This window comes from Leifsonia sp. fls2-241-R2A-40a, from assembly GCF_030209575.1.
Classification (GTDB): domain Bacteria; phylum Actinomycetota; class Actinomycetes; order Actinomycetales; family Microbacteriaceae; genus Leifsonia.
Map to the genome: position 1 here is coordinate 345,247 of NZ_JARVRS010000001.1, position 20,361 is coordinate 365,607.

Consider the following 20,361-nt stretch of genomic DNA (forward strand, 5'->3'; position numbering starts at 1 on the left):
CATACAGCCGTATGGCCGTCCGCGGTGCTATTTTGCCGCTCATGGACGACCCGGATTACTTCCTTCCCGCGGCTGCCGCATTGCGCGCAGGTATTCCGGAGCTGGAAATTCACGCCGCCATCGATCGCGGCCACCTGCGAGCCGTGGTCTACCGGGGAGAAATCCGAATCCCCGCCGAGTCCCTGCGCGAGCTGACTCGGCGTATGAGGGCTGCTGACACCGAAACCGGAGACTCTGCGTCGCCGCTCGGTCAATGAATTCGCCTCGGCGCTCGGGGACCCGATAGAGGGCAGCGAGTAACGAAAGAGCCTGTGGGCGCGACGGTCGCAAAGCGACCACGTGCCCACCGGCTCTTTCGTTGGTCGGCTGTTCACGAATCCCCCCAGGCTCGCGTCGATGGATGTCGGCTACTACGCGTTTCCTCGGCGGCGGGTCACCCCGTTCTCCGCGTTTTATTCCGATCCCGCGTCGCAAGGCCCAGTTCGACCGACCGGCGAATCGGCGGTGCTAAGCCACTGATCCGCTGGCCGAGCCACGTCGCTCCCCGAGTTACGGCCCCTGACCCGAGCGCGACCGCCTGCTTGCCAGCGGTCCTGAAGAAAGTGGACTCCGTCGCGGAATCTGCGTTCCTGGAAGGGTCGGACTTGGCGCTATCGATGCGCAGACACGTTTGTCCTGATGGATAGAGTTCCGCTAGCCACAATACGTCGCAAGCAAGGCTGCTAGCTCGACCCGAAGGAGCGACTATGAACAAGTGCGTGAGCTCGCGCGACACCCTTATCCGGCTGGCAAAGCCAGGTCAGATAAGCGGCAAACGATGACCCCATCTGAGGGCGTCTTCAATGAAAACGAGATTTCGCGGGTGATCGGCATCCTCAATGAGGTCTCGCGCGAGACAAGCCTGCTGCTAGTGCCCCTTCAGCTGCGCAAAGCTGCGGAAAACGCAGGGATCGATCTCTCAGATGCGATCCTGCGGGCGATCGAAGAGGCTCTTAGCTACGAACTCGTCAGCGATGAGTCCAAGCTCTTCAACACGACTTTCAGGAGCGACAACGGCGGCTGGCCGCCTCCGTATGCAGAAGCAGACCTTCCCACGCGGCAGCTGTGGTCGGATCTAGCATCTAAGCTAAAGCCCGCCGATTTAGTCGCGCGATTCTCCGACCTCTTGCTGTCATCCGCGACGAGGACGGGGGTCGATGGTGCTCAACAAACGGTCAACGCGTACATGGACGCGGTTCGACTCGCGATCGAATCCCACGAGGCTGGCCCGTACCTCCTCCGAGCGCTGACGATCGCGCGGACCTACCGGCTGGCCGCCGAGGAGCAGCGGGTAAGGCACGCTGCCTATCAGATCTCCGGGAAGGCGTTTAGTGGGGATATCTCGCTCAACCTTCTCCGCTACTCAATCGCTGCGCTAGTGCTTCCGCCATCGCAAGCGCATCACCGAGTCATGCGCAGGTCGAAAGGGTGGTCGACACCGCATTGCGGGTGTCTCGAGCCACCGGGCCGATTTTCTTCTTTGATGCAATGGTCGAACGCGCTGCCCTCTTTGCAGGGACGTCCCACCTTTCATCCCTCCGGCGTCTTCAAGTCCAAGCGCACCTAGACGAAGCGACCGCGACCGGCGACGAAGCGCTGCGTATGTTCGCTCTCGAGGAGACTGTCCAGCTGGCGCGCAAATACGGCATCAATGACCTCGCCGCCGAAGCGGTACGCGGCATGCAAGCATTGCGGAAAAGTACCCTGGGAATGAGAGCGCACGATCGCTCGATGACCATCGACCCATACGAATTCGCCGCGCGCCTCCGGCCATATCGAGCGGCGGAAACTTGGCAGGAAGCACTCACCGCGTTTTTCGCTACGCCCGCACCTACCGGTTCTCACGAGGCTCAAGTCAAAGCGGTCGAGCAGCGTCTCAAGATGCCTGGCTTAGCTGACATCTTTGGCACGGCGAGCTTCGGGGCGCACATGATGCCCGAGCGCCACCTCCCTGCGTCCACGCAAGATAGCCGACCGGCAATCGACCAGAGCGAACGTGAGCATGCGCTCTATCAAGGACACTTTCTCGCGCATGGGCTGACAACGATCAAGAGCCGGTTCGGTGAAATCCCAGACGAAACGCTCGCTGAATTCATCGCGCGCTATTTCAATTGCGACGCCCATCTTTCTGAGGTGCTCGGTGCGGCGATTTCCCACTTCTGGGAGGGGGAGCTGACCGAAGCTGCAAACCTGGCTATCCCTCTTTCGGAGGCGGGGATTCGGGGCCTGCTTTTGAACCTCGACGTGAGCCTCTACCGCATCGAACAGGGCGCGTCGCCCGGACGGTTCCCGGCAATGGACACTTATCTTGAGGAGCTCGAGGAGGTCGGTCTCGACCAAGATTGGCTTCGCACCGTGGAGTTGGTCTTTCTTTCATCAGGCCTGAATCTGCGAAACCAATTCGCTCACGGTTACCGCTTCCGTTACACCCACGCTGAGGCCGCTTTAACAATCCGCATCGCGGGATTGTTTGTGTCCTTGGCATCGCGTGCTGCGTCCTACGAAGACGATCAGGTCCGAGCGCATTTTCTCGCGAACCCCTCCCCAAAGCCCAGTCGCGCTCGGCGACGTGGCCCCATGCGGGCTCACCGCATCCGATGGAACTCGCCACGTCGACGTCGCGGTTGAACTGGCGGCGTCCAGATCCGATACGGCAAGAAGGTGCGCCGTTCACCCGGGACTCCACCACCCACTTCAGCACCAACGAAACCCGCGCCCGCAACGAGCTGCGCGCCTCGGTTGACGTCCTCATGCCACCGAAGATCGTAGTGATGACCCTCACCGACACCACCCCTGTGGCCGCCACGAAGACGAGCAAGACGGCCGCGTCCTAGACGCTAGCGTGACCATTGCGGCCACCAGATGGCGAGCTGCTCCCGCGATGGTCACGCCACCGGTGGCAGGCTCGGCGCTGATTCGGGCTGCTCGCCTGCCACAACTCGATGGGCTGCCCGAGTGCTGCTGCTGCGCTGTGCTCGGCGCCCCCTGCACTTGACTGGAGGAACCCGACCGCGGGCGTTCCCACTTGGCGGGCTGGCTGAAGGCAGTGTCGGTGTCCACACCGCCCCCAGCCGGGAACCGCTGGGCGCGGGGGCCGTAGTCGTCGCGCCCAGCTTCACGTACGAGGGTACGCGCTGTCACATCTCAAACGGCTCGACATGCGGACGATCCGAGGTGCGGGCCGGCCTCTCGCTCCCGGAGGTGACCCCCCGGGCGATTTGTCACCAGAGAGACCGATCCAGGCTGCACGTCCGCTCTTTACGGTGCGAGGCGAATGCGCTCCTTTGCTCTCAGGGTCGCCGCCACATTACCGGTAGCCGCTCCGATGTTGCCCTCCGGGAACCGGATTTGCTGGGTGCCGTCGAGATTACTGAAAAGCTCAACGCCGTCTTCGACGACGACAATGGCGTTTGTCCATCCGAGTCGTCCCTGGAAGAAGCCGACCTCATGGACCACATTTTGACGCGCTCGCCACCGGCCGTCCTTCATCTGGTCTGCCCGCGTGAGGACGATGAGAGCCACACTCGCCTCGGACGCCATGTCTTCCAGGACAGTATTGATCGTCTGGCCCGCACGGGGTCGTCCTTCGAAAGCAGAGACGTCGAACTCATGGTGATCGCGCAGCTCGTCGCGCAGAATACGCCACTGATGATCGTTGCCGTGGCCCATGACTACACGGAACGGCGGAGGCGGCGGTGCGGGGATGACGTGACGCTCCAACACCGCCTCGATACGGTCAAGAAACTCACGCAGTCTCGCCGGACTGGGCGCTACGAACGAGTTCTCGATTGTCACCGCGACGTAACCCGAGGTCCACACATCGAACTTGAACGACCACGCCTCCGGGTGGTGAAAGGTGAGGATGAAGTGGTCAAGATCGTCAGTGAGCCAGTCGAAACTCGACCGACCGAGCGGCTCGATCGACATGAGGTCCGTCTCGAGGCGAGTGCCCCTCGCGGCTAGTTGAACGCTCAAGGTCATCCCAGGCGCAAGACCCTCAGCGGCGGCACGTTCCTTCTCGTCAACCAGCCCCTTTAGTAAGCCGTATGGATCGGTATCAGCTTGGTGCAGACCCAAGTCGATCTGCTTCTGAACCGACTCGGCTGCTCCGCCGCTGACAACCTCGACTAACTCCCACAAAACGTCCCGATCGACGCGGATGTCGTTGAAGGTAACCATGGTCGCCATTCAGTGATGGTATCGATATCTACCAATGAGCTTGTGGGTAGCCCCGGGGCGGCCCTCAGGGTTTACAACGATGAGGACCACGAATCACGCTGGCGCGGTCCGGATATAGCGCTATTCGCGTTCCAGCTCGGCGCGAATCTCCGCGAGGATCGAATACAGGGCCAGTTGCGTCTCGACGGCGTTCTTTTTGAACTCGGGAAAGCCCGAGACCTAGGGTCAACCGTAGGGGTCAGCGGGCCCGATAGAGCAACAGAGGCCACCTTCGATTACTCGAAAGCGGCCTCTGATCTGCGCTTATTTACGTCGGGCTGACAGGATTTGAACCTGCGACCCCTTGACCCCCAGTCAAGTGCGCTACCAAGCTGCGCCACAGCCCGTTGTCGTTGCGCGAGCCCGGGGGTTCGCGCGAGGCAACTCGTCCATCTTAGCGTGTCGACGAGTTGCCTCGCGCACGTCGGTCAGATGTCCTTCGTCACGGCCGTGGCGGTAGCTGAGCAAGCACCGCATGGCGCGAGCAACGCAAGTATAGGGAGTCGGCGACGGGACGCGATGGGGGGAGTCAACGTCCCGCCGCCGAGCTTGGGGTCAGCGGGCGGAGCCTCGGCTGAGCTGGCGGGCGCGCGTCCGGGCAGCGATGTAGCTGGTGAACCTCATGGTGGAGTGTGCGTCCTTGAATGGCGGAAGCCCGGCCCTCGGGTGGGCACGTCGGACGACTCCCGCTATGTCCACCTTAGTGAGGACATACCGGGGTACAAATACCCCTGTTGTGGTCACTCGCCGGGCGGACGCCGCCGGGACTGTCGGAGGCAGCGGGTTAGGCTGACCGCATGCCGCCGCAGCCGTCCCCGCAGCTGTGGCGCGGGCGCACCCCGGCCGGACGGCTGGCGCTGGTCCTCGGCCTCGTCGTCGGCATCCCGATCGCACTACTGCTCGGGCTGGCGCTGCTGGCTGCGGGGATCGTCGGGGGCGTCGTCGCCTTCGTGGCCTGGCTGGTTGGGGCAGCAGCCGCGTGGGTCTGGTACGCCATCCAGCGCCGGCAGCGCATCCCGTACCCGTTCGGTTCGCCGCCGCCGTCGTCGCCCTCCACCCGGCGGGTCGCCCTCAGCGGCCTGTACCTGTCGCTGGTGCCTCGGGTCGTCGGCGGCGTGGCGCGCACCGCCGGGTGGCTCCTGGCTCCGCTCGCGCTGTTGGTCTCCGTCGTCGGGCTGTTCCTTCCGAAGTGGCGAGCGCGGCCGTACGTTGCGGTGTTCACGCTCCCCGGACTCCTGCTGAAGGTGGTCGACCTCGGGCGCCGGCGTGGGCTGCTGCGGGATGGACGCGACACGGTGCGCGTCGGCTACGACGACTTCCTGGCGCGGGCGTTCCCCCTGATCAGTGACGTGCTCGACTGGTGGGACGATCCGGACGGCGGCGACGACTACGTTCCGACGCCCGGCCTACCGGACGTCCCGGCGGGGCTCCTCGGACTGCCGCTCGGACCCTCCCCCGACCCGCTCGGCCAGCCGGGCATCGCAGCGGGGGCTATGCGGCGACGGTCGATCCGTTCATTGCGTGACCTGCTCCTCAGCCAGCGCGAGATCGACGACCTCTGCGACCCCGACCTGGACGACCGGGCCGACGTCGGGGTCGTGCGCATCGTCGAGCTGAGTGCGCCGGGTGGCCGGCGGTGGATGGTGCAGCTCGCCAGCACGAAATCGTGGCACCCGCGCGCAGGCGCCGCACCCAACGACCTCACGGCCGACCTGCTCATCGGCGCCGGCCGGCTGCCGGCCTACACGGACGGCGCGCTCCAGACCATGCGGGAGGCGGGCATCCTGCCCGGAGAGCCGGTGCTGCTCGCAGGGTTCAGCCTCGGTGGCATGGTCGCGGCGCAGCTCGCGGCCGCGACTGTCGACGCGGGGATGGATGTGACGCACCTGGTGGTCGCGGGGTCGCCGCTCGGGCGCATCGCCGTGCCGGAGTCCGTGAGCGTCCTGGCGTTGGAGCACGTCCTCGACCCGGTGCCGCGAATCGAGGGACGTGAGAACCCGGTGCGGGTGGAGGGGCGCGGGCGCTTCCTCACGGTGAAGGCGCGTCCGCCGCTGTCGGTCGGATTCCGCATCGGCGCGCTGCACCAATCGACGGCGTACGCCGACACGGCCGCAGCGGTCGAGGCGGACCCGCCCGACCCGCGCGTCGCAGCCGTTCTCGGCGAGCTGGCGACGTTCTTCGGGGCGCAGCAGCGCATCCACGACCGGGCCACGATGCGCGCGGGTGGCCTGCCGCCGCGTCCATCGGTCCCGCTGTACCTGCACAGCACCGTCGAGGAGGGGATCACCCGGGGAACGCTGCGGCGGACGATCCGCCGGCTGCCCGGCGTCGTCGCCGTCGACGTCTACCAGTCGCGCAGCGGGTTCGCGACGACGATCCTGTGGAACGCGGACATGCTGGTGCGCGTGCTCGACCCGTGGGTGATCATCGCGGGACGCACGGCGGTGTACCGCGGTCTGCTGTCGCTGCTCGACAGGCGTCGCGCGGTCGGAATCCACCTGCGGCTACAGGCGCGGGCGACACCGGGGATCACCTGGGAGGCGACCGTTCAGCGGCTGTCGGACGGACGCTGGCGCGAGTCGATCGACATCACGGTCGACGACCGCGCCGACCCGGCGGATGTGGAGCGGCTGTTCCCGGACGGGACCGCGCCGGTCGTGATCCTCCACGCGCCGGACGCGTTCGCCCCCGTCCTCGACGTCGCCCGCCAGCGCTGACGGGCGACGCCGGGCACTGCGAACCCCTAGCGCTTGCGCTTCTCGCGCACGCGCATGTTGAGCACGATAGGTGTTCCCTCGAAGCCGTACACCTCGCGCAGGCGGCGGATGATGTAGCGCCGGTACCCCGGGTCGAGGAACCCGGTGGTGAAGACCACGAATGTCGGCGGCCGGCTCGTCGCCTGCGTGCCGAACAGGATGCGCGGCTGCTTGCCGCCGCGCACCGGGTGCGGGTGCGCCGCGGTGAGCTCGGCCAGGAACGCGTTGAACTTGCCGGTCGGGATGCGCGTGTCCCACGACTCGAGCGCGAGCTCCAGCGCCGGGACGAGCTTCTCGAGGTGGCGGCCGGTGCGAGCGGAGATGTTCACGCGCGGGGCCCAGGAGACGTGGGCGAGGTCCTGCTCGATCTCGCGCTCCAGGTAGCGGCGACGCTCGTCGTCCAGCAGGTCCCACTTGTTGAAGGCGAGCACGAGCGCGCGGCCCGACTCGAGCACGAGGTCGATGATGCGGACGTCCTGCTCGCTGATCGGCTCGCTGACGTCGAGCACGACGACGGCGACCTCCGCCTTCTCCAGCGCAGTGGATGTGCGGAGCGAGGCGTAGAAGTCGGCGCCCTGCTGCAGGTGCACGCGACGGCGGATGCCGGCGGTGTCGACGAAGCGCCACACCTTGCCGCCGAGCTCGACCTGCTCGTCGACGGGGTCGCGGGTGGTGCCGGCGAGGTCGTTGACGACGACGCGCTCCTCCCCCGCCGTCTTGTTGAGCAGCGACGACTTGCCGACGTTCGGACGTCCGATGATGGCGACGCGGCGCGGGCCGCCGACCTCTCGCTTGGCGTAGGCCGACTCCTCCGGCAGCACCTTGAGGACCTCGTCCAGGAGGTCTGCGACGCCGCGGCCGTGGAGGGCGGAGACGGGAAGCGGCTCGCCGAGTCCCAGCGACCACAGCTCGGTGGCGTACGGCTCCTGCCGCGCGTCGTCGACCTTGTTGGCGGCGAGGAACACAGGCTTGCTGGTCTTGCGCAGCAGCCGGACGACACGCTCGTCGGTCGCGGTGGCGCCGACCGTCGCATCCACGACGAAGAGCACCGCGTCGGCGAGGTCGATCGCGACCTCGGCCTGGGCGGCGACCGACGCGTCGATTCCGCGGGCGTCGGGCTCCCAGCCACCGGTGTCGACGAGCGTGAACCGGCGGCCGTTCCACTCCGCCTGGTACGAGACGCGGTCGCGCGTCACGCCGGGAGTGTCCTCCACGACGGCTTCGCGCCGGCCGAGGATGCGGTTCACGAGCGCGGACTTGCCGACGTTCGGGCGGCCGACGATGGCGAGCACCGGGAGGGCGGGGAGGAAGGTGATGCCCTCCACGTCCTCGCCGGCGGTGTCGAGGATGTCGAGGTCGGCCTCGTCGAGCTCGTACTCCTCGAGTCCGCTGCGGAGCGCGTTGGCGCGCTGGACGGCGAGGTCCTCGTCGAGCTCCGACAGCCGGGTGACGAGGTCGTCGTCGCCGGTGGGCTCGTTTTCGATGTCAGACATGGGCTGCTTTCTGTACGACCTGGATGACCGCGTCGACGGTCTGGTCGAAGTCGAGTTCGGTGGAGTCGACGGTGGTCACACCGTCCGCGGCGTTCATGAAGTCGACGACACGGGCGTCAGCCGCGTCGCGCCTGCGGAGTGCCTCGCCGACGTGGGCGGCGGAGTGATCGGCTAGTTCCGCGGAACGCCTCGCCATTCTAACGGCTTCATCGGCCGTGAGCAGGATGCGCACGGGCGCATCCGGGCACACCACCGTCGTGATGTCACGCCCCTCGACCACGATGCCGTCGCGCTCGGTCGTCCGGATGATGTCGCGGAACAGCTGCGTCAGGAACGCGCGCACCTCGGGAACCCGCGCGATCGGAGCGACAACGGCGGTCACCTCCGGGGTGCGGATGGGCTCGGTCACGTCGTGATCGCCGACGAACACGTGGTAGGTGGAGGGGTCGGTGCCGATCCGGTAGTCGAAGTCCGGCAGGGCGTCGATCACCGCATCCGAATCGGTGGGATCGATGCCGCGCTGGACGACGTACCAGGCGAGCGCACGATAGGCGGCGCCGGTGTCGAGGTACGCCCAGCCGAGCCGGGAGGCGGTCGCCTTGCTGACGCTCGACTTGCCGCTCCCAGCGGGGCCGTCGACCGCCACCACGATCGTCTCGGTCATCCGGTGATCCTCCATCCACGGTCGGTCAGGTCGTCCACGGTGCGGTGCAGCACCTCGGGAAGCACGGCGATGTCGGCGAGGCCGAAGGGGGCGCCGGGCGAGTGCTCCAGGCGCAGGTCCTCCATGTTCACGCCCAGCTCGCCGAGCTCGTGCAGCAGCCGGGCCAGTTCGCCGGGGCGGTCTTCGACCATCACCACGAAGCGCGAATATTTCCGGTCCTGGCCGTGCTTGCCCGGCAGCCGCGAGACGCCGACGTTCCCCCCGGCGATCTCCTCCGCGATCGCGCGGCGGGCGCCGGACGCATCCACGTCGCCGAGCGCCACGAGCACCCGGTCGAGGTCGTCGCGGTAGGCACGGAGGATCTCGACGATGGCCGGAGCGTTCGCGCCGAGGATCTGCACCCACAGCTCAGGCTCGCTCGCCGCGATGCGCGTGACGTCGCGGACGCCCTGCCCCGCCAGGGCGAGCGCCGCTTCGGGCGAATCCGTCAGCCGCTTGGCCATGAGGGAGGAGACGATCTGAGGGGCGTGGGAGACGAGCGCGACAGCGGCGTCGTGCTGGGTCGCATCCATCTCGACCGGGGTGGCGCCGAGGTCGAGGATGAGCGCCTCCACGAGGCTGACCGCCGAGCGCGGGTTCTCCGGACGCGCCGCGACGACCCACGGCCGCCCGATGAACAGGTCCGCGCGGGCCGACGACGGGCCGCCGCGCTCCCGGCCGGCGAGCGGATGGCCGCCGACGTAGCGCGAGAGGTCGACGCCCGCGTCCTGCAGTTCGGCGAGCGGCGCGACCTTGACGCTCGCGACATCCGTCACGACGGCGTCGGGATGCGCGGCCAGCTCCTCGGCGACGACGCGCCCGGTCAGGTCCGGCGGGACCGCGACCACGATCAGCGCGGGCTCGATCGCCCCGTCGTCCAGCCGGCCCGCGCCGTAGTCGGCGGCCAGCCGCAGGTGCGCGGGCGACGCATCCGCGAGCAGCACATCCACACCGCGGGCGCGCAGCCCGAGTCCGACGGACGCGCCGAGCAGCCCCGCGCCGACGACGCGGACAGCTCCCGGCAGGCGCGCAGCAATCTCACTCACCCGTCCACCTTAGCCAGCGCCGCCGACGCCCGTTTTCCGCTGCAACATTTGCGCCAAATCGTGGCCACGGGCCCTCCAGAAGCGAGATTTGGCGCAAATCTTCGACGGGGCAGCGTGCTCAGCGGCTCTCGCGCGAGATCGTGAGCAGCTCGCCGAGCTCCGCCTTCGTCAAGTCGCGCAGCTGGCCCGACTTCAGCGTGCCCAGGTGGAGCGGGCCGAACTGCCGCCGCACCAGTTCGATCACGGGATGTCCGACCTCGGCGAGCATCCGGCGCACGATGCGATTGCGGCCGGAGTGCAGCGTCACCTCGACGAGCGAGTCGTCCCCGCGCTGGTTGGTCTGCAGCAGCTTGGCCTTGTCCGCCGCGATCGGACCGTCGTCGAGCTCGACGCCCTTCGTCAGCCGCCCGATCGTCTGCGGGGTGACGACGCCGCGCACGCGCGCGATGTACGTCTTCGTCACACCGAACGAGGGATGCGCGAGCACGTGCGCGAGTTCGCCGTCGTTGGTGAGGATGAGAAGGCCCGAGGTCTCCGCATCCAATCGCCCGACGTTGAACAGTCGCTCCGGGTAGTCCGCGGTGAAGCGCGACAGGTCCGGACGCCCCTGCTCGTCCCGCATCGAGCTGACGACGCCGACGGGTTTGTTGAACATGACGTAGCGGCGGGAGGTGTCCAGCTGCACGGCCGTGCCGTCGACCGCGACCTTGTCCGTCAGCGGGTCGACGCGTCGTCCGAGCTCCGTGACGACCGTTCCGTTGACCGAGACGCGACCGGCGACGATCAGGTCCTCGGACACGCGACGGGAGGCGACCCCGGCGGCCGCCATCACCTTCTGCAGGCGCTCGCCCTGCGCTCCCGTCTCAGCGGACATCGCCGTCGAACCCGTCCGAGCCGTCCGCGAGCAGCGGGGAGATCTTCGGCAGCTCGTCGATGGAGTTGATCCCGAGCTGGCTGAGCAGCAGCTCGGTGGTGCCGTAGTTGATGGCTCCGGTCTCGCTGTCCGTGAAGAGCTCGGTGATGAGTCCGCGCCCGAGGAGCGTCCGCACGACGGAGTCCACGTTGACCGCCCGGATGGATGCGATGGCGCCGCGGCTGATCGGCTGCTTGTAGGCGATCACCGCCAGCGTCTCGAGGGCCGCCTGCGACAGCTTGGTCGGGTTCTGCTGCAGCACGTAGTCGGCGACGACGGAATCGAACTCCTCGCGCACGTAGATGCGCCAGCCGCCTCCGACCTCGCGCAGCTCGAACCCGCGCCGCACTCCCCCGGCCTCGCCGTCGAAGTCGGCGACCAGCGTCGCGATCGCGGCGCGCACGCGCTTGACCGGTGCGCCGACGGCGGTGGCCAGCGTCACGACGCTCATCGGCTCGTCGGCCACCATGAGGATCGCCTCCAGCGCACGCTCGATCTGCGCATCCTCCACCGGAGCGGGGACCACATCCGTCTCGGTGACGTCCACCCCCGGCGCTTCGGCCATGTTCTCAACCGTCATAGTCGGCTCCCAGATTCGACAGATTCTCCTCGGACCAGTGCTCCGCCGTCCACCGCAGCGTCAGCTCCCCCAGCGGCTCCACCTGCTCGAAGGCCAGCGCGGCACGCCGGTACAACTCCAGCACGGCCAGGAAGCGCGCCACCACGACGCCCTTCAGCTCGGCGCCGGCCACCAGCTGGCGGAAACTCATCGGCTCGCCGTGCCGCAGCATCCCGACCACGATCGCCGCCTGCTCGCGGATGCTGACCAACGGCGCGTGCAGGTGGTCGAGCCCGACGACGGGGATCTCGCGCGGCGTCATCGCCAGCGTGGCCAGGGCGGCGAAGTCGTCGAGGCTGAGCGTCCAGACGAGCTCCGGTGTGCGCTGACGGAACTTGTCCTCCAGCCGGACCAGCCGGGCGTGCCTGCTCCCCTCGGCCTCCAGCCGTCCGGCGAACCAGGCGGAGGCCTCCTTGAAGGCGCGGTACTGCAGCAGCCGCGCGAACAGCAGATCGCGGGCCTCGAGCAGCGCGACATCCTCCGCATCCACCAGCTCGCCCTGCGGCAGCAGCCCCGCCACCTTCAGGTCGAGCAGCGTCGCGGCGACGAGGAGGAACTCGCTCGCCTCGTCGAGGCTCTCGTCGGTGTCGAGCGCACGCAGGTAGGCGATGAACTCGTCCGTCACGCGGCTCAGCGAGATCTCCGTGATGTCGAGCTCGTGCTTGGTGATCAGCGACAGCAGCAGGTCGAACGGACCTTCGAAGCCGCCGAGCGAGACGCGGAAACCGACCGGTCCCTCGGCCGCATCCGCCCTCTCCGGCTCGTCCGTCTCAGGCGACGGCGCCACGGAACACCAGTTCCCGCGCCAGCTGACGGTATGCCTCGGCCGCCGGGTGCTCTGGCGCGAACTGCGTGATCGGGGTGGCCGCGACCGACGCGTCCGGGAACTTGACGGTGCGCGAGATGACGGTCTCGAGCACGCGGTCGCCGAAGGCGTCGACGACGCGCTCCAGCACCTCGCGGGAGTGCAGGGTGCGCGAGTCGTACATGGTGGCCAGGATGCCGTCCAGCTCGATCGCGGGGTTGAGGCGCTCGCGCACCTTGTCGATCGTCTCGATCAGCAGGGCGACGCCGCGCAGGGCGAAGTACTCGCACTCCAGCGGGATGAGGACGCCGTGGCTGGCGGTCAGCGCGTTGACGGTCAGGATGCCGAGCGACGGCTGGCAGTCGACCAGGATCACGTCGTAGTCGTTCGCGACCTTGCGCAGCACGCCGGCGAGGATCTGCTCGCGCGCGACCTCGTTGACGAGGTGCACCTCCGCGGCCGACAGGTCGATGTTCGCCGGGATGATGTCGAGCCCCGGGGTGGACGTGGACTGGATGGCGCCCCGCACGTCGGCGTTGCGGTTCAGCAGGAGGTCGTAGATCGTCGTCGCGTCGTGCGTCTGCGCGCCGAGGCCGGCGGAGAGCGCGCCCTGCGGGTCGAAGTCGACGGCCAGCACGCGGCGGCCGTACTCGGCCAGCGACGCACCCAGGTTGATGCTGGTGGTCGTCTTGCCGACGCCGCCCTTCTGGTTGCAGAGGGCGACGATCTTGGCGGGCCCGTGCTGCTTCAGTTGGGCCGGTACCGGGAACGCGCGCAGGGGCCGACCGGTGGGGCCGGGCTTCGGGGCGAGGGATGCGGCATCCATGCCCGGGAGCTGGGTCTCGACCTCGTCGTTGCGCGTCACCTGGGTGTTCCTCGTCCCTCTCGTGGGCGGTCTTTCAAGGGGACAGTCTATCCGCGCCGTGCCCCGCATGCGGGGCGTACGCGCGGCGGTTCGGTACGCTGGCCGCGTGCAGCCGATGCCGTCCACGCTCGAGACCCCGCGTCTGCGTCTGCGCCCGCGAGACGGGCGCGACGCCGAGTGGAACCTCGCGCTGCTCGCCGAGCATCCCCTCGACCCTTCGCCCGGCTCGCTCGAGGAGGAGCGGGAGCGGCTGGATGCGCAGCGGCGCCGCTTCGACGAGCACGGGTTCGGGCTGTACACGATCGAGCTCGCGGAGACCGGCGAGCCCGTCGGGTACTGCGGCCTGGTCGTCGGCCGCGCGAGCGCGGCCCAGCCGGAACTCGCGTACGAGCTCCTGCGCGCGTACGTCGGCAGCGGCTACGCCACCGAGGCGGCCTCGGCCGTCGCCGACGCCGCCTTCGACGCCGGCTTCCCCGTGATCTGGGCGACGGTCGCGACGTGGAACGCTCCGTCGTTCGGAGTGCTGGCCAAGCTCGGCTTCTCCAAGACGCGGCGCGTCGGCTTCGACGGCGGCTCGGTGTACGTCTGGCTGCGCCGCCGCGCACCGCGCCGCCGTCACCGCGAGGCCCCCTGACGCGATCGTCGCTGCGCGAGCATTCGTGACGAATCGCGCCGATTCGTCACGAATCGCGCGCATTCGTGACGAATGTCCACCATCGCCCAGGTCGGCGGGCCCGCCACGACCGCGTCGAGGCAGCGGTCTGCGCGAGCATTCGTGACGAATCACGCTGATTCGTGACGAATCGCGCGCATTCGTGACGAATCGCGGCGGGCGAGCCGACGCGGTCAGCGGGCGCGGGGATGCGCGGACGTGTACACGTCGCGCAGGGTGTCCGCGGTGACTAGCGTGTAGATCTGGGTCGTCGCGACCGACGAGTGTCCGAGCAGTTCCTGCACGACGCGCACATCCGCTCCCCCGGCCAGCAGGTGCGTCGCGAACGAGTGGCGGAGGGTGTGCGGCGAGATCTCGATGTCGAGCTCCGCCCGCTCGGCCGCCGCCCGGATGATCAGCCACACGTTCTGCCGGGAGAGACGCGCGCCGCGCATCCCGAGGAACAGCGCCGGGGTCGCACGCCCCTTCGCCGAGAGCACCGGCCGCGCGCGCACCAGGTACGCCGACACCGCCTCGCGCGCGTAGCTGCCGAGCGGCACGATGCGCTGCTTGCTGCCCTTGCCGGTCAGCCGCACCACATCCGTGTCGATCACGTCGTCGACGTTCAGCCCCACGGCCTCGCTGACGCGGGCACCGGTCGCGTACATGAGCTCGAGGAGCGCCTTGTCGCGCAGCGCCGCGACCTCGTCGCCGTCGGTCGCCGCGAGGAGCGCGGCCACCTGGTCGACCGTGATCGCCTTCGGAAGGCGGCTGGGCAGCTTCGGCGGACGCAGGTCGCGGGACGCATCCACCTCCACCTTCCCCTCGTCGAGGAGGAACCGGTGGAACCCGCGCACCGTCGACAGCATCCGGGCGAGCGAGGATGCGGTGAGCGGCGACTCCTCGCGCGTCCCGAGATGCACCGCGAAAGCCGACAGGGTCGCCGACGTGACGGCCCGGACATCCGCGACTCCCTGCTCGTCGAGCCAGGTGCTGTAGACGGTCAGATCGCGTCGGTACGCGGACACCGTGTTGGCCGAGAGGCCGCGCTCGATGGCGACGTGCCTGAGGAAGGCGTCGACATCGGCCGCGACGGTCATCTCTCCAGCTTGGGGTGGCTCGGCCAGGGCTCGTCCGCCGCGCCGAGCGTGGTCCAGCCGGTCTCCCGCGCGGTCCGGGCGGCGAGCAGCGCGATGATCAGCGGAGCGTTGTGCACGCGGCGCTGCATCACCGCCTCCACGGCCTCGTCGAGCGGCACCCAGCGCACCTCGATGTCGGCCTCCTCCGCCTCGCGGGCGAATGCGGAGCCGGTCGAGCGGACACCGCGCGCGAGGTAGATGCGGATGGCCTCGTCGTTGCCGCCGGGGCTCGTGAAGACGTCGGTGAGCACATTCCACTCGTCGGCCTCGAGGTCGGCCTCCTCACTCAGCTCGCGCTGGGCGGCCGGGAGCGGGCCCTCGCCGTGCATGTCGAGCAGCCCGGCCGGGATCTCCCAGTCGCGGTGCCGCACCGGGTGACGGTACTGGCGGATGAGCAGGACGCGACCGTCGTCATCCAGCGCGAGGATGCCCACGGCGCCGGTGTGGTCCACGTACTCGCGGGTGATCTCCTCGCCGTTGTAGCGGAAGACATCGCGGCGGACGTTCCAGATCTTCCCCTCGAAGGCCACCTCGGACGAGACGATCTCCGGGCGGAACGGCTGGTCGTCGAGTCCGCCCGTCGCCTGCTCGTCGCTCATCAGGCTTCGGCCACCATCGCGGCGTCGGCGTCGGCGTCGACCTCGGCGTCCGCCTCGGCGACCTCGAACAGCAGGCTGGCCTTCTGGCGGTCGAGCGCGGCGCCGACGAGGCCGGCGAACAGCGGGTGCGCGCGGTTCGGGCGCGAGCGGAGCTCGGGATGCGCCTGCGTGCCCACGTAGAACGGGTGCACGTCCCGCGGCAGCTCGACGTACTCGACCAGGTGGCCGTCCGGCGAGGTGCCGGAGAACCACAGGCCGGCGTCCGCGATCTGCTCGCGGTAGTTGTTGTTCACCTCGTAGCGGTGGCGGTGACGCTCGGACGCCTCGCTCGAGCCGTACAGCTCGGACACCAGCGAGCCCTCGGCGAGGTTCGCCGGGTAGAGGCCAAGACGCATCGTGCCGCCCAGGTCGCCGCCCGCGATGATGTCGACCTGCTCGGCCATCGTCGCGATCACGGGGAACTCGGTCTCCGGGTCGAACTCGGAGGACGACGCACCCGTCAGGCCTGCCTCGTGCCGCGCGTACTCGATGACCATGCACTGCAGGCCGAGGCACAGGCCGAGGGCGGGGATGCCGTTCTCACGGGCGAAGCGGAGCGCTCCGACCTTGCCCTCGATGCCGCGCACGCCGAAGCCGCCCGGGACGCAGATCGCATCCACATCGCTGAGCTGGTGCGCAGCCCCCTCGGGCGTCTGGCACTCGTCGGAGGCGATCCACTTCAGCTTCACCTTGGTGCGGTGGGCGAACCCGCCGGCACGGAGGGCCTCGGTGACCGACAGGTAGGCGTCCGGAAGGTCGATGTACTTGCCGACCAGGCCGATGGTGACCTCGTGCTTCGGGTCGTGCACCGACTCCAGAAGCCGTGCCCAGCCGCCCCAGTCGACGTCGTCCGCCTTGTCCAGGCCGAGCTGGTCGATGATGTAGGCGTCGAGGCCCTGCTCGTGGAGCATGGTCGGGATGTCGTAGATGCTGGGGACGTCGACCGCGTTCACGACGGCCTGCTCATCCACGTCGCACATCAGCGCGATCTTGCGCTTGTTGCTGTCGGAGACGGGGCGGTCGCTCCGGAGCACCAGCGCATCCGGCTGGATTCCGATGGAGCGGAGGGCCGCGACCGAGTGCTGCGTCGGCTTGGTCTTCTGCTCGCCGGAGGCGTTCATGAACGGGACGAGCGATACGTGGACGAAGAAGCAGTTCTTGCGTCCCAGCTCGTGGCGCACCTGCCGGGCGGACTCGATGAACGGCTGCGACTCGATGTCGCCGACCGTTCCGCCGATCTCGGTGATGATGACGTCGGGGGCGGGCTCGCCGTCCGGACCCGGCTGCGCCTGCAGCCGCATCCGGCGCTTGATCTCGTCGGTGATGTGCGGGATGACCTGGACGGTGTCGCCGAGGTACTCGCCGCGGCGCTCCTTCGCGATCACGTTGGAGTAGATCTGGCCGGTGGTGACGTTGGCGGACTGGCCGAGGTTGATGTCGAGGAAGCGCTCGTAGTGGCCGATGTCGAGGTCGGTCTCGGCGCCGTCGTCGGTGACGAAGACCTCACCGTGCTGGAACGGGTTCATGGTGCCCGGGTCCACGTTGAGATAGGGGTCGAGCTTCTGCATCACGACGCGCAGACCGCGTGCCGTCAGGAGATTGCCGAGGGAAGCGGCCGTGAGACCCTTCCCCAACGAAGAAACGACACCACCTGTCACGAAGATGTGCTTGGTAGTGCCGTTAGCTGAACTTTTGCCGCTCTGAGGGCCCGCGTCTGAATAATCCACCACGGGCTTACAGCCTATCACCGACCGGGACCCGCTCTCGCGCGGGCGTTCGTGTCGCGGTCAGCGCCGCGCGGCCGAGGCCATGTCGACGAGTTCGCGCGCATGCGCGAGACCCGATTCGGAGTCGGGCAGTCCGGACAGCAGTCGCGCCATCTCGGCGATGCGCTCGTCGCCGTCGAGCCGCCGGACACTGGATGCGGTGACCGCGCCGTCGCTGCCCTTCACCACCGTCAGGTGGTTGTTCGCGAATGCGGCGACCTGCGCCAGGTGGGTGACGACGATGACCTGCGCCGACTCGGCGAGCCGGGCGAGTCGTCGGCCGATCTCGATGGCGGACGCGCCGCCGACGCCGGCGTCGACCTCGTCGAAGATGAACGTCGGCACGGGGTCGCTGCCCGCGATGACGACCTCGATCGCGAGCATGACGCGTGACAGCTCGCCGCCCGACGCGCCCTTGCCGAGCGGGCGCGGTTCGGCGCCGGGATGCGGCTGCAGCAGGATCGCGACCTGGTCGCGTCCGCTCGCCGAGTACGTCTGCAGGTCGCCGTCGGGGCGCTGCGTCACCTCGACGACGATGCGCGCATCCGGCATGGCCAGGGCCGACAGCTCGTCGGTCACCGCGTCGGAGAGCCGCGCGGCGGCCGCCGTGCGCTCGGCGCTGAGCCCGGCCGCCAGCTCTTCGACGAGGGCGGCGTCGGTCTCGACCTCGCGGGTCAGTTCGCCGATGCGGTCGGCGTCGTTGTCGAGCTCGAGCAGGCGCAGGCTGCCGGTCTCGAGGGTCTGGATGACGTCGTCGAGGGTCGGGCCGTACTTGCGGACCAGCACGGCCAGCTCCGAGCGCCGCTCCTGCAGCACCTCCAGCTCGTGCGCGCCGTCGGCGTCGAGCGTCGCGAGGTACGTCGACAGCTGGGCGGCGATGTCGGAGATCAGGTAGTTCGCCTCGGCCACGGAGTCGGCGAGCGGCTGCAGGGCGGTGTCGTGCGGCGACACGCGCTCCAGCTGCCGCCGGGCGTTGTCGAGCAGGGCGAGCGCATCCACCCCCTCGGACTCCTCGGCGCTCAGGAGTTCGCGTGCGGCGGCCGCGGCGAGCCGGAGGTCTTCCAGATTGGTGAGGCGCTCGGCGCGTTCGGCGAGCTCGTCGTCCTCGCCCGGCTGCGGCGCCACGGACTCGATCTCGGCCATCGCGACGCGCAGGTCGTCGGCCTCGCGGGCGCGGCGGTCCTGGTCGGCGATCAGCTCGTCGAGCTCCGCCCGGTTGTCTCGCCAGCGGTGGAAGACCTGCTCGTAGGTGCCGAGCGCCTCCGCGAATGTTGGGCCGGCGAACCGGTCGAGCGCGGCCCGCTGAGCCACCGCGGAGCGAAGGCGGATCTGGTCGGACTGCCCGTGAACGACGACGAGCTGCTCGCCCAGGTCGGTCAGCACAGCGACGGGAGCGCTGCGCCCTCCGACGACGACCCGGGAGCGGCCCTCCGCCGAGACCGAGCGGCTGAGAACGAGCTCCGCCTCCGCTGCGTCGATCGGGTCGACGTCTCCCCCGGCGTCGCGCACGCGCTCCACCACTTCACCGGTGGTCGGGACACGCCAGCGGCCCTCCACCCACGCCTGCGGGCTGCCCAGCCGGACCGCGCCCGCGTCGGCACGCTCGCCCAGGAGCAGTCCGAGCGCCGAGACCACCATGGTCTTGCCCGCGCCGGTCTCGCCGGTGATCGCCGTGAAGCCCGCCCCCAGCGGGAGCGAGGCGTCGGCGATGACACCCAGGTCTTTGATCGAGATCTCCTCGATGCCTCCGCGTACGTCAGTCACGGCCGGCCGGCCCTCTCCAGCCCGTGACGGGGAGGTTGAACTTGTGCACCAGACGGTCGGTGAACGGCCCTGCGTGCAGTCGTGCGAGGCGGACGGGGATGGGCGACCGACGCACCACGACGCGCGCGCCGCGGGGCAGATCGAAGGGCCGTCGTCCGTCGCACCAGAGGATGCCGGCTCCACCCGCACGATCGAGCAGCTCCACCGCGAGCGAGGAGTCGGCGTCGACGACGAGGGGACGCGAGAACAGCGCGTGAGCGCTGAGCGGCACCAGGAGCAGTGCCGCGACACCCGGCCAGACCACCGGACCACCGGCCGAGAACGAGTAGGCGGTCGAGCCGGTCGGGGTGGACATCACCACGCCGTCGCAGCCGAAGCTCGACATGGGTCGGCCGTCGACCTCGATGACGACCTCGAGCATCCGCTCGCGGCTGGCCTTCTCGACCGTCGCCTCGTTGAGGGCCCAGCTCTCGTAGACGACCTCGCGACCGACCTTCACCCGCGCGGACAGGGTCATGCGCTCTTCGACCTCGTAGTCCTTCGCAAGCCCGCGGGCGATCGCGGTCTCGAGATCGTCGCGCTCGCTCTCGGCGAGGAAGCCGACGTGCCCGAGGTTAACGCCGAGCAGTGGAGCGGAGCATCCGCGCACCAGTTCGGCCGCACGCAGGATGGTGCCGTCGCCGCCCAGCACGATCACCAGTTCGAGCTCGCTGGGCGCCACGTCGTCGCCGAGCACCGCCACCGCGTCGAGTGAGGGATCGGCCTCGAGCAGATCTCTGCGCTCGTCCGCGCTCAGCACCGGGACGACGCCCGCGTCGAGCAGCTGCCGCGCCGCCCGCACGCCCGCTTCGAGGGAGTCCTGACGACCGGTGTGCGCGACGACGAGGATGTACCGCGTCGCTGCACCCATCTGTGTCACGTTCCCTCCTGTCGAAAGCCGTCCTC

General features: G+C 68.9%; 19 protein-coding genes and 1 tRNA gene. 6 read left to right on the forward strand and 14 right to left on the reverse strand.

Annotated elements, in window-relative coordinates:
• Positions 1–41 precede the first annotated feature (41 nt).
• The 4 genes from QRN40_RS01755 to QRN40_RS01770 all read left to right on the forward strand — a co-directional run bounded on the left by QRN40_RS01755 (position 42) and on the right by QRN40_RS01770 (position 2,873).
• Positions 42–257 carry a hypothetical protein gene (locus QRN40_RS01755; RefSeq protein WP_285113766.1) on the forward strand — a complete coding sequence of 72 codons (216 nt, stop codon included), beginning with the start codon at positions 42–44 and terminating at the stop codon, positions 255–257.
• A 560-nt stretch (positions 258–817) separates the two neighbouring features.
• Complete coding sequence (locus QRN40_RS01760; protein WP_285113767.1) at positions 818–1,606, forward strand: hypothetical protein; 789 nt, start codon at positions 818–820, stop codon at positions 1,604–1,606.
• A 35-nt stretch (positions 1,607–1,641) separates the two neighbouring features.
• Entirely contained in the window at positions 1,642–2,667 is a 1,026-nt protein-coding gene (locus QRN40_RS01765; RefSeq protein ID WP_285113768.1) for a hypothetical protein, read from the forward strand.
• Complete coding sequence (locus QRN40_RS01770) at positions 2,637–2,873, forward strand: hypothetical protein (RefSeq protein ID WP_285113769.1); 237 nt, start codon at positions 2,637–2,639, stop codon at positions 2,871–2,873. Before QRN40_RS01765 ends, QRN40_RS01770 begins: the two co-directional genes overlap by 31 nt.
• Positions 2,874–3,297: 424 nt before the next feature.
• On the opposite strand, the gene QRN40_RS01775 is transcribed toward QRN40_RS01770, so the two are convergent.
• Entirely contained in the window at positions 3,298–4,227 is a 930-nt protein-coding gene (locus QRN40_RS01775) for a TIR domain-containing protein (protein ID WP_285113770.1), read from the reverse strand.
• A 303-nt stretch (positions 4,228–4,530) separates the two neighbouring features.
• Positions 4,531–4,604, reverse strand: a tRNA-Pro gene (locus QRN40_RS01780).
• 450 nt (positions 4,605–5,054) lie between these two features.
• Between QRN40_RS01780 and QRN40_RS01785 the strand changes: the two genes are divergently transcribed.
• Entirely contained in the window at positions 5,055–6,974 is a 1,920-nt protein-coding gene (locus QRN40_RS01785; RefSeq protein WP_285113771.1) for a hypothetical protein, read from the forward strand.
• A 26-nt stretch (positions 6,975–7,000) separates the two neighbouring features.
• Here the strand turns inward: QRN40_RS01785 and der are convergent, their stop codons facing one another.
• The 7 genes from der to QRN40_RS01820 form a co-directional block, all read right to left on the reverse strand.
• Positions 7,001–8,506, reverse strand: coding sequence for a ribosome biogenesis GTPase Der (gene der / locus QRN40_RS01790; RefSeq protein WP_285113772.1), 1,506 nt, complete (start codon positions 8,504–8,506; stop codon positions 7,001–7,003).
• Positions 8,499–9,170, reverse strand: coding sequence for a (d)CMP kinase (gene cmk, locus QRN40_RS01795; protein WP_285113773.1), 672 nt, complete (start codon positions 9,168–9,170; stop codon positions 8,499–8,501). The genes der and cmk overlap by 8 nt, the downstream gene beginning before the upstream one ends.
• Positions 9,167–10,255: a prephenate dehydrogenase gene (locus QRN40_RS01800; protein ID WP_285113774.1), complete on the reverse strand. Its 1,089-nt coding sequence runs from the start codon at positions 10,253–10,255 to the stop codon at positions 9,167–9,169. Before QRN40_RS01800 ends, cmk begins: the two co-directional genes overlap by 4 nt.
• A gap of 118 nt (positions 10,256–10,373) precedes the next feature.
• On the reverse strand, positions 10,374–11,129 hold the full coding sequence (locus QRN40_RS01805) for a pseudouridine synthase (protein ID WP_285113775.1): 756 nt from the start codon (positions 11,127–11,129) through the stop codon (positions 10,374–10,376).
• The gene (gene scpB, locus QRN40_RS01810; RefSeq protein WP_285113776.1) at positions 11,119–11,748 is read right to left on the reverse strand and encodes an SMC-Scp complex subunit ScpB; all 630 of its coding nucleotides are present in this window, start codon (positions 11,746–11,748) and stop codon (positions 11,119–11,121) included. The genes QRN40_RS01805 and scpB overlap by 11 nt, the downstream gene beginning before the upstream one ends.
• Complete coding sequence (locus QRN40_RS01815) at positions 11,738–12,574, reverse strand: segregation and condensation protein A (protein WP_285113777.1); 837 nt, start codon at positions 12,572–12,574, stop codon at positions 11,738–11,740. Before QRN40_RS01815 ends, scpB begins: the two co-directional genes overlap by 11 nt.
• Positions 12,558–13,418: a ParA family protein gene (locus QRN40_RS01820; protein WP_502878930.1), complete on the reverse strand. Its 861-nt coding sequence runs from the start codon at positions 13,416–13,418 to the stop codon at positions 12,558–12,560. The genes QRN40_RS01815 and QRN40_RS01820 overlap by 17 nt, the downstream gene beginning before the upstream one ends.
• Before the next feature lie 154 nt (positions 13,419–13,572).
• Between QRN40_RS01820 and QRN40_RS01825 the strand changes: the two genes are divergently transcribed.
• On the forward strand, positions 13,573–14,091 hold the full coding sequence (locus QRN40_RS01825) for a GNAT family N-acetyltransferase (protein WP_285117420.1): 519 nt from the start codon (positions 13,573–13,575) through the stop codon (positions 14,089–14,091).
• Between the two features lie 212 nt (positions 14,092–14,303).
• Here QRN40_RS01825 and xerD read toward each other — a convergent pair whose 3' ends face one another.
• Genes xerD through QRN40_RS01850 form a run of 5 tightly spaced genes read right to left on the reverse strand, consistent with a single transcriptional unit; the run spans position 14,304 to position 20,326 of the window.
• On the reverse strand, positions 14,304–15,209 hold the full coding sequence (gene xerD / locus QRN40_RS01830) for a site-specific tyrosine recombinase XerD (protein ID WP_285113779.1): 906 nt from the start codon (positions 15,207–15,209) through the stop codon (positions 14,304–14,306).
• On the reverse strand, positions 15,206–15,847 hold the full coding sequence (locus QRN40_RS01835) for an NUDIX domain-containing protein (protein WP_285113780.1): 642 nt from the start codon (positions 15,845–15,847) through the stop codon (positions 15,206–15,208). Before QRN40_RS01835 ends, xerD begins: the two co-directional genes overlap by 4 nt.
• Positions 15,847–17,613: a CTP synthase gene (gene pyrG, locus QRN40_RS01840; protein ID WP_285117421.1), complete on the reverse strand. Its 1,767-nt coding sequence runs from the start codon at positions 17,611–17,613 to the stop codon at positions 15,847–15,849. Before pyrG ends, QRN40_RS01835 begins: the two co-directional genes overlap by 1 nt.
• Before the next feature lie 60 nt (positions 17,614–17,673).
• Positions 17,674–19,416: a DNA repair protein RecN gene (gene recN / locus QRN40_RS01845; RefSeq protein ID WP_285113781.1), complete on the reverse strand. Its 1,743-nt coding sequence runs from the start codon at positions 19,414–19,416 to the stop codon at positions 17,674–17,676.
• A complete protein-coding gene (locus tag QRN40_RS01850; protein ID WP_285117422.1) occupies positions 19,409–20,326 on the reverse strand; it encodes an NAD kinase in 918 nt (305 codons plus the stop codon). Before QRN40_RS01850 ends, recN begins: the two co-directional genes overlap by 8 nt.
• Between the last annotated feature and the right edge of the window lie 35 nt (positions 20,327–20,361).

Coding starts and splice junctions, on each gene's coding strand:
- QRN40_RS01785 (WP_285113771.1), top strand. CDS start 5,055: ATGCCGCCGCAGCCGTCCCCGCAGCTGTGGCGCGGGCGCACCCCGGCC.
- QRN40_RS01820 (WP_502878930.1), bottom strand. CDS start 13,418: ATGGATGCCGCATCCCTCGCCCCGAAGCCCGGCCCCACCGGTCGGCCC.
- QRN40_RS01805 (WP_285113775.1), bottom strand. CDS start 11,129: ATGTCCGCTGAGACGGGAGCGCAGGGCGAGCGCCTGCAGAAGGTGATG.
- cmk (WP_285113773.1), bottom strand. CDS start 9,170: ATGACCGAGACGATCGTGGTGGCGGTCGACGGCCCCGCTGGGAGCGGC.
- QRN40_RS01775 (WP_285113770.1), bottom strand. CDS start 4,227: ATGGCGACCATGGTTACCTTCAACGACATCCGCGTCGATCGGGACGTT.
- QRN40_RS01760 (WP_285113767.1), top strand. CDS start 818: ATGACCCCATCTGAGGGCGTCTTCAATGAAAACGAGATTTCGCGGGTG.
- scpB (WP_285113776.1), bottom strand. CDS start 11,748: ATGACGGTTGAGAACATGGCCGAAGCGCCGGGGGTGGACGTCACCGAG.
- der (WP_285113772.1), bottom strand. CDS start 8,506: ATGTCTGACATCGAAAACGAGCCCACCGGCGACGACGACCTCGTCACC.
- QRN40_RS01850 (WP_285117422.1), bottom strand. CDS start 20,326: ATGGGTGCAGCGACGCGGTACATCCTCGTCGTCGCGCACACCGGTCGT.
- QRN40_RS01755 (WP_285113766.1), top strand. CDS start 42: ATGGACGACCCGGATTACTTCCTTCCCGCGGCTGCCGCATTGCGCGCA.
- QRN40_RS01825 (WP_285117420.1), top strand. CDS start 13,573: ATGCCGTCCACGCTCGAGACCCCGCGTCTGCGTCTGCGCCCGCGAGAC.
- QRN40_RS01765 (WP_285113768.1), top strand. CDS start 1,642: ATGTTCGCTCTCGAGGAGACTGTCCAGCTGGCGCGCAAATACGGCATC.
- QRN40_RS01835 (WP_285113780.1), bottom strand. CDS start 15,847: ATGAGCGACGAGCAGGCGACGGGCGGACTCGACGACCAGCCGTTCCGC.
- xerD (WP_285113779.1), bottom strand. CDS start 15,209: ATGACCGTCGCGGCCGATGTCGACGCCTTCCTCAGGCACGTCGCCATC.
- QRN40_RS01770 (WP_285113769.1), top strand. CDS start 2,637: ATGGAACTCGCCACGTCGACGTCGCGGTTGAACTGGCGGCGTCCAGAT.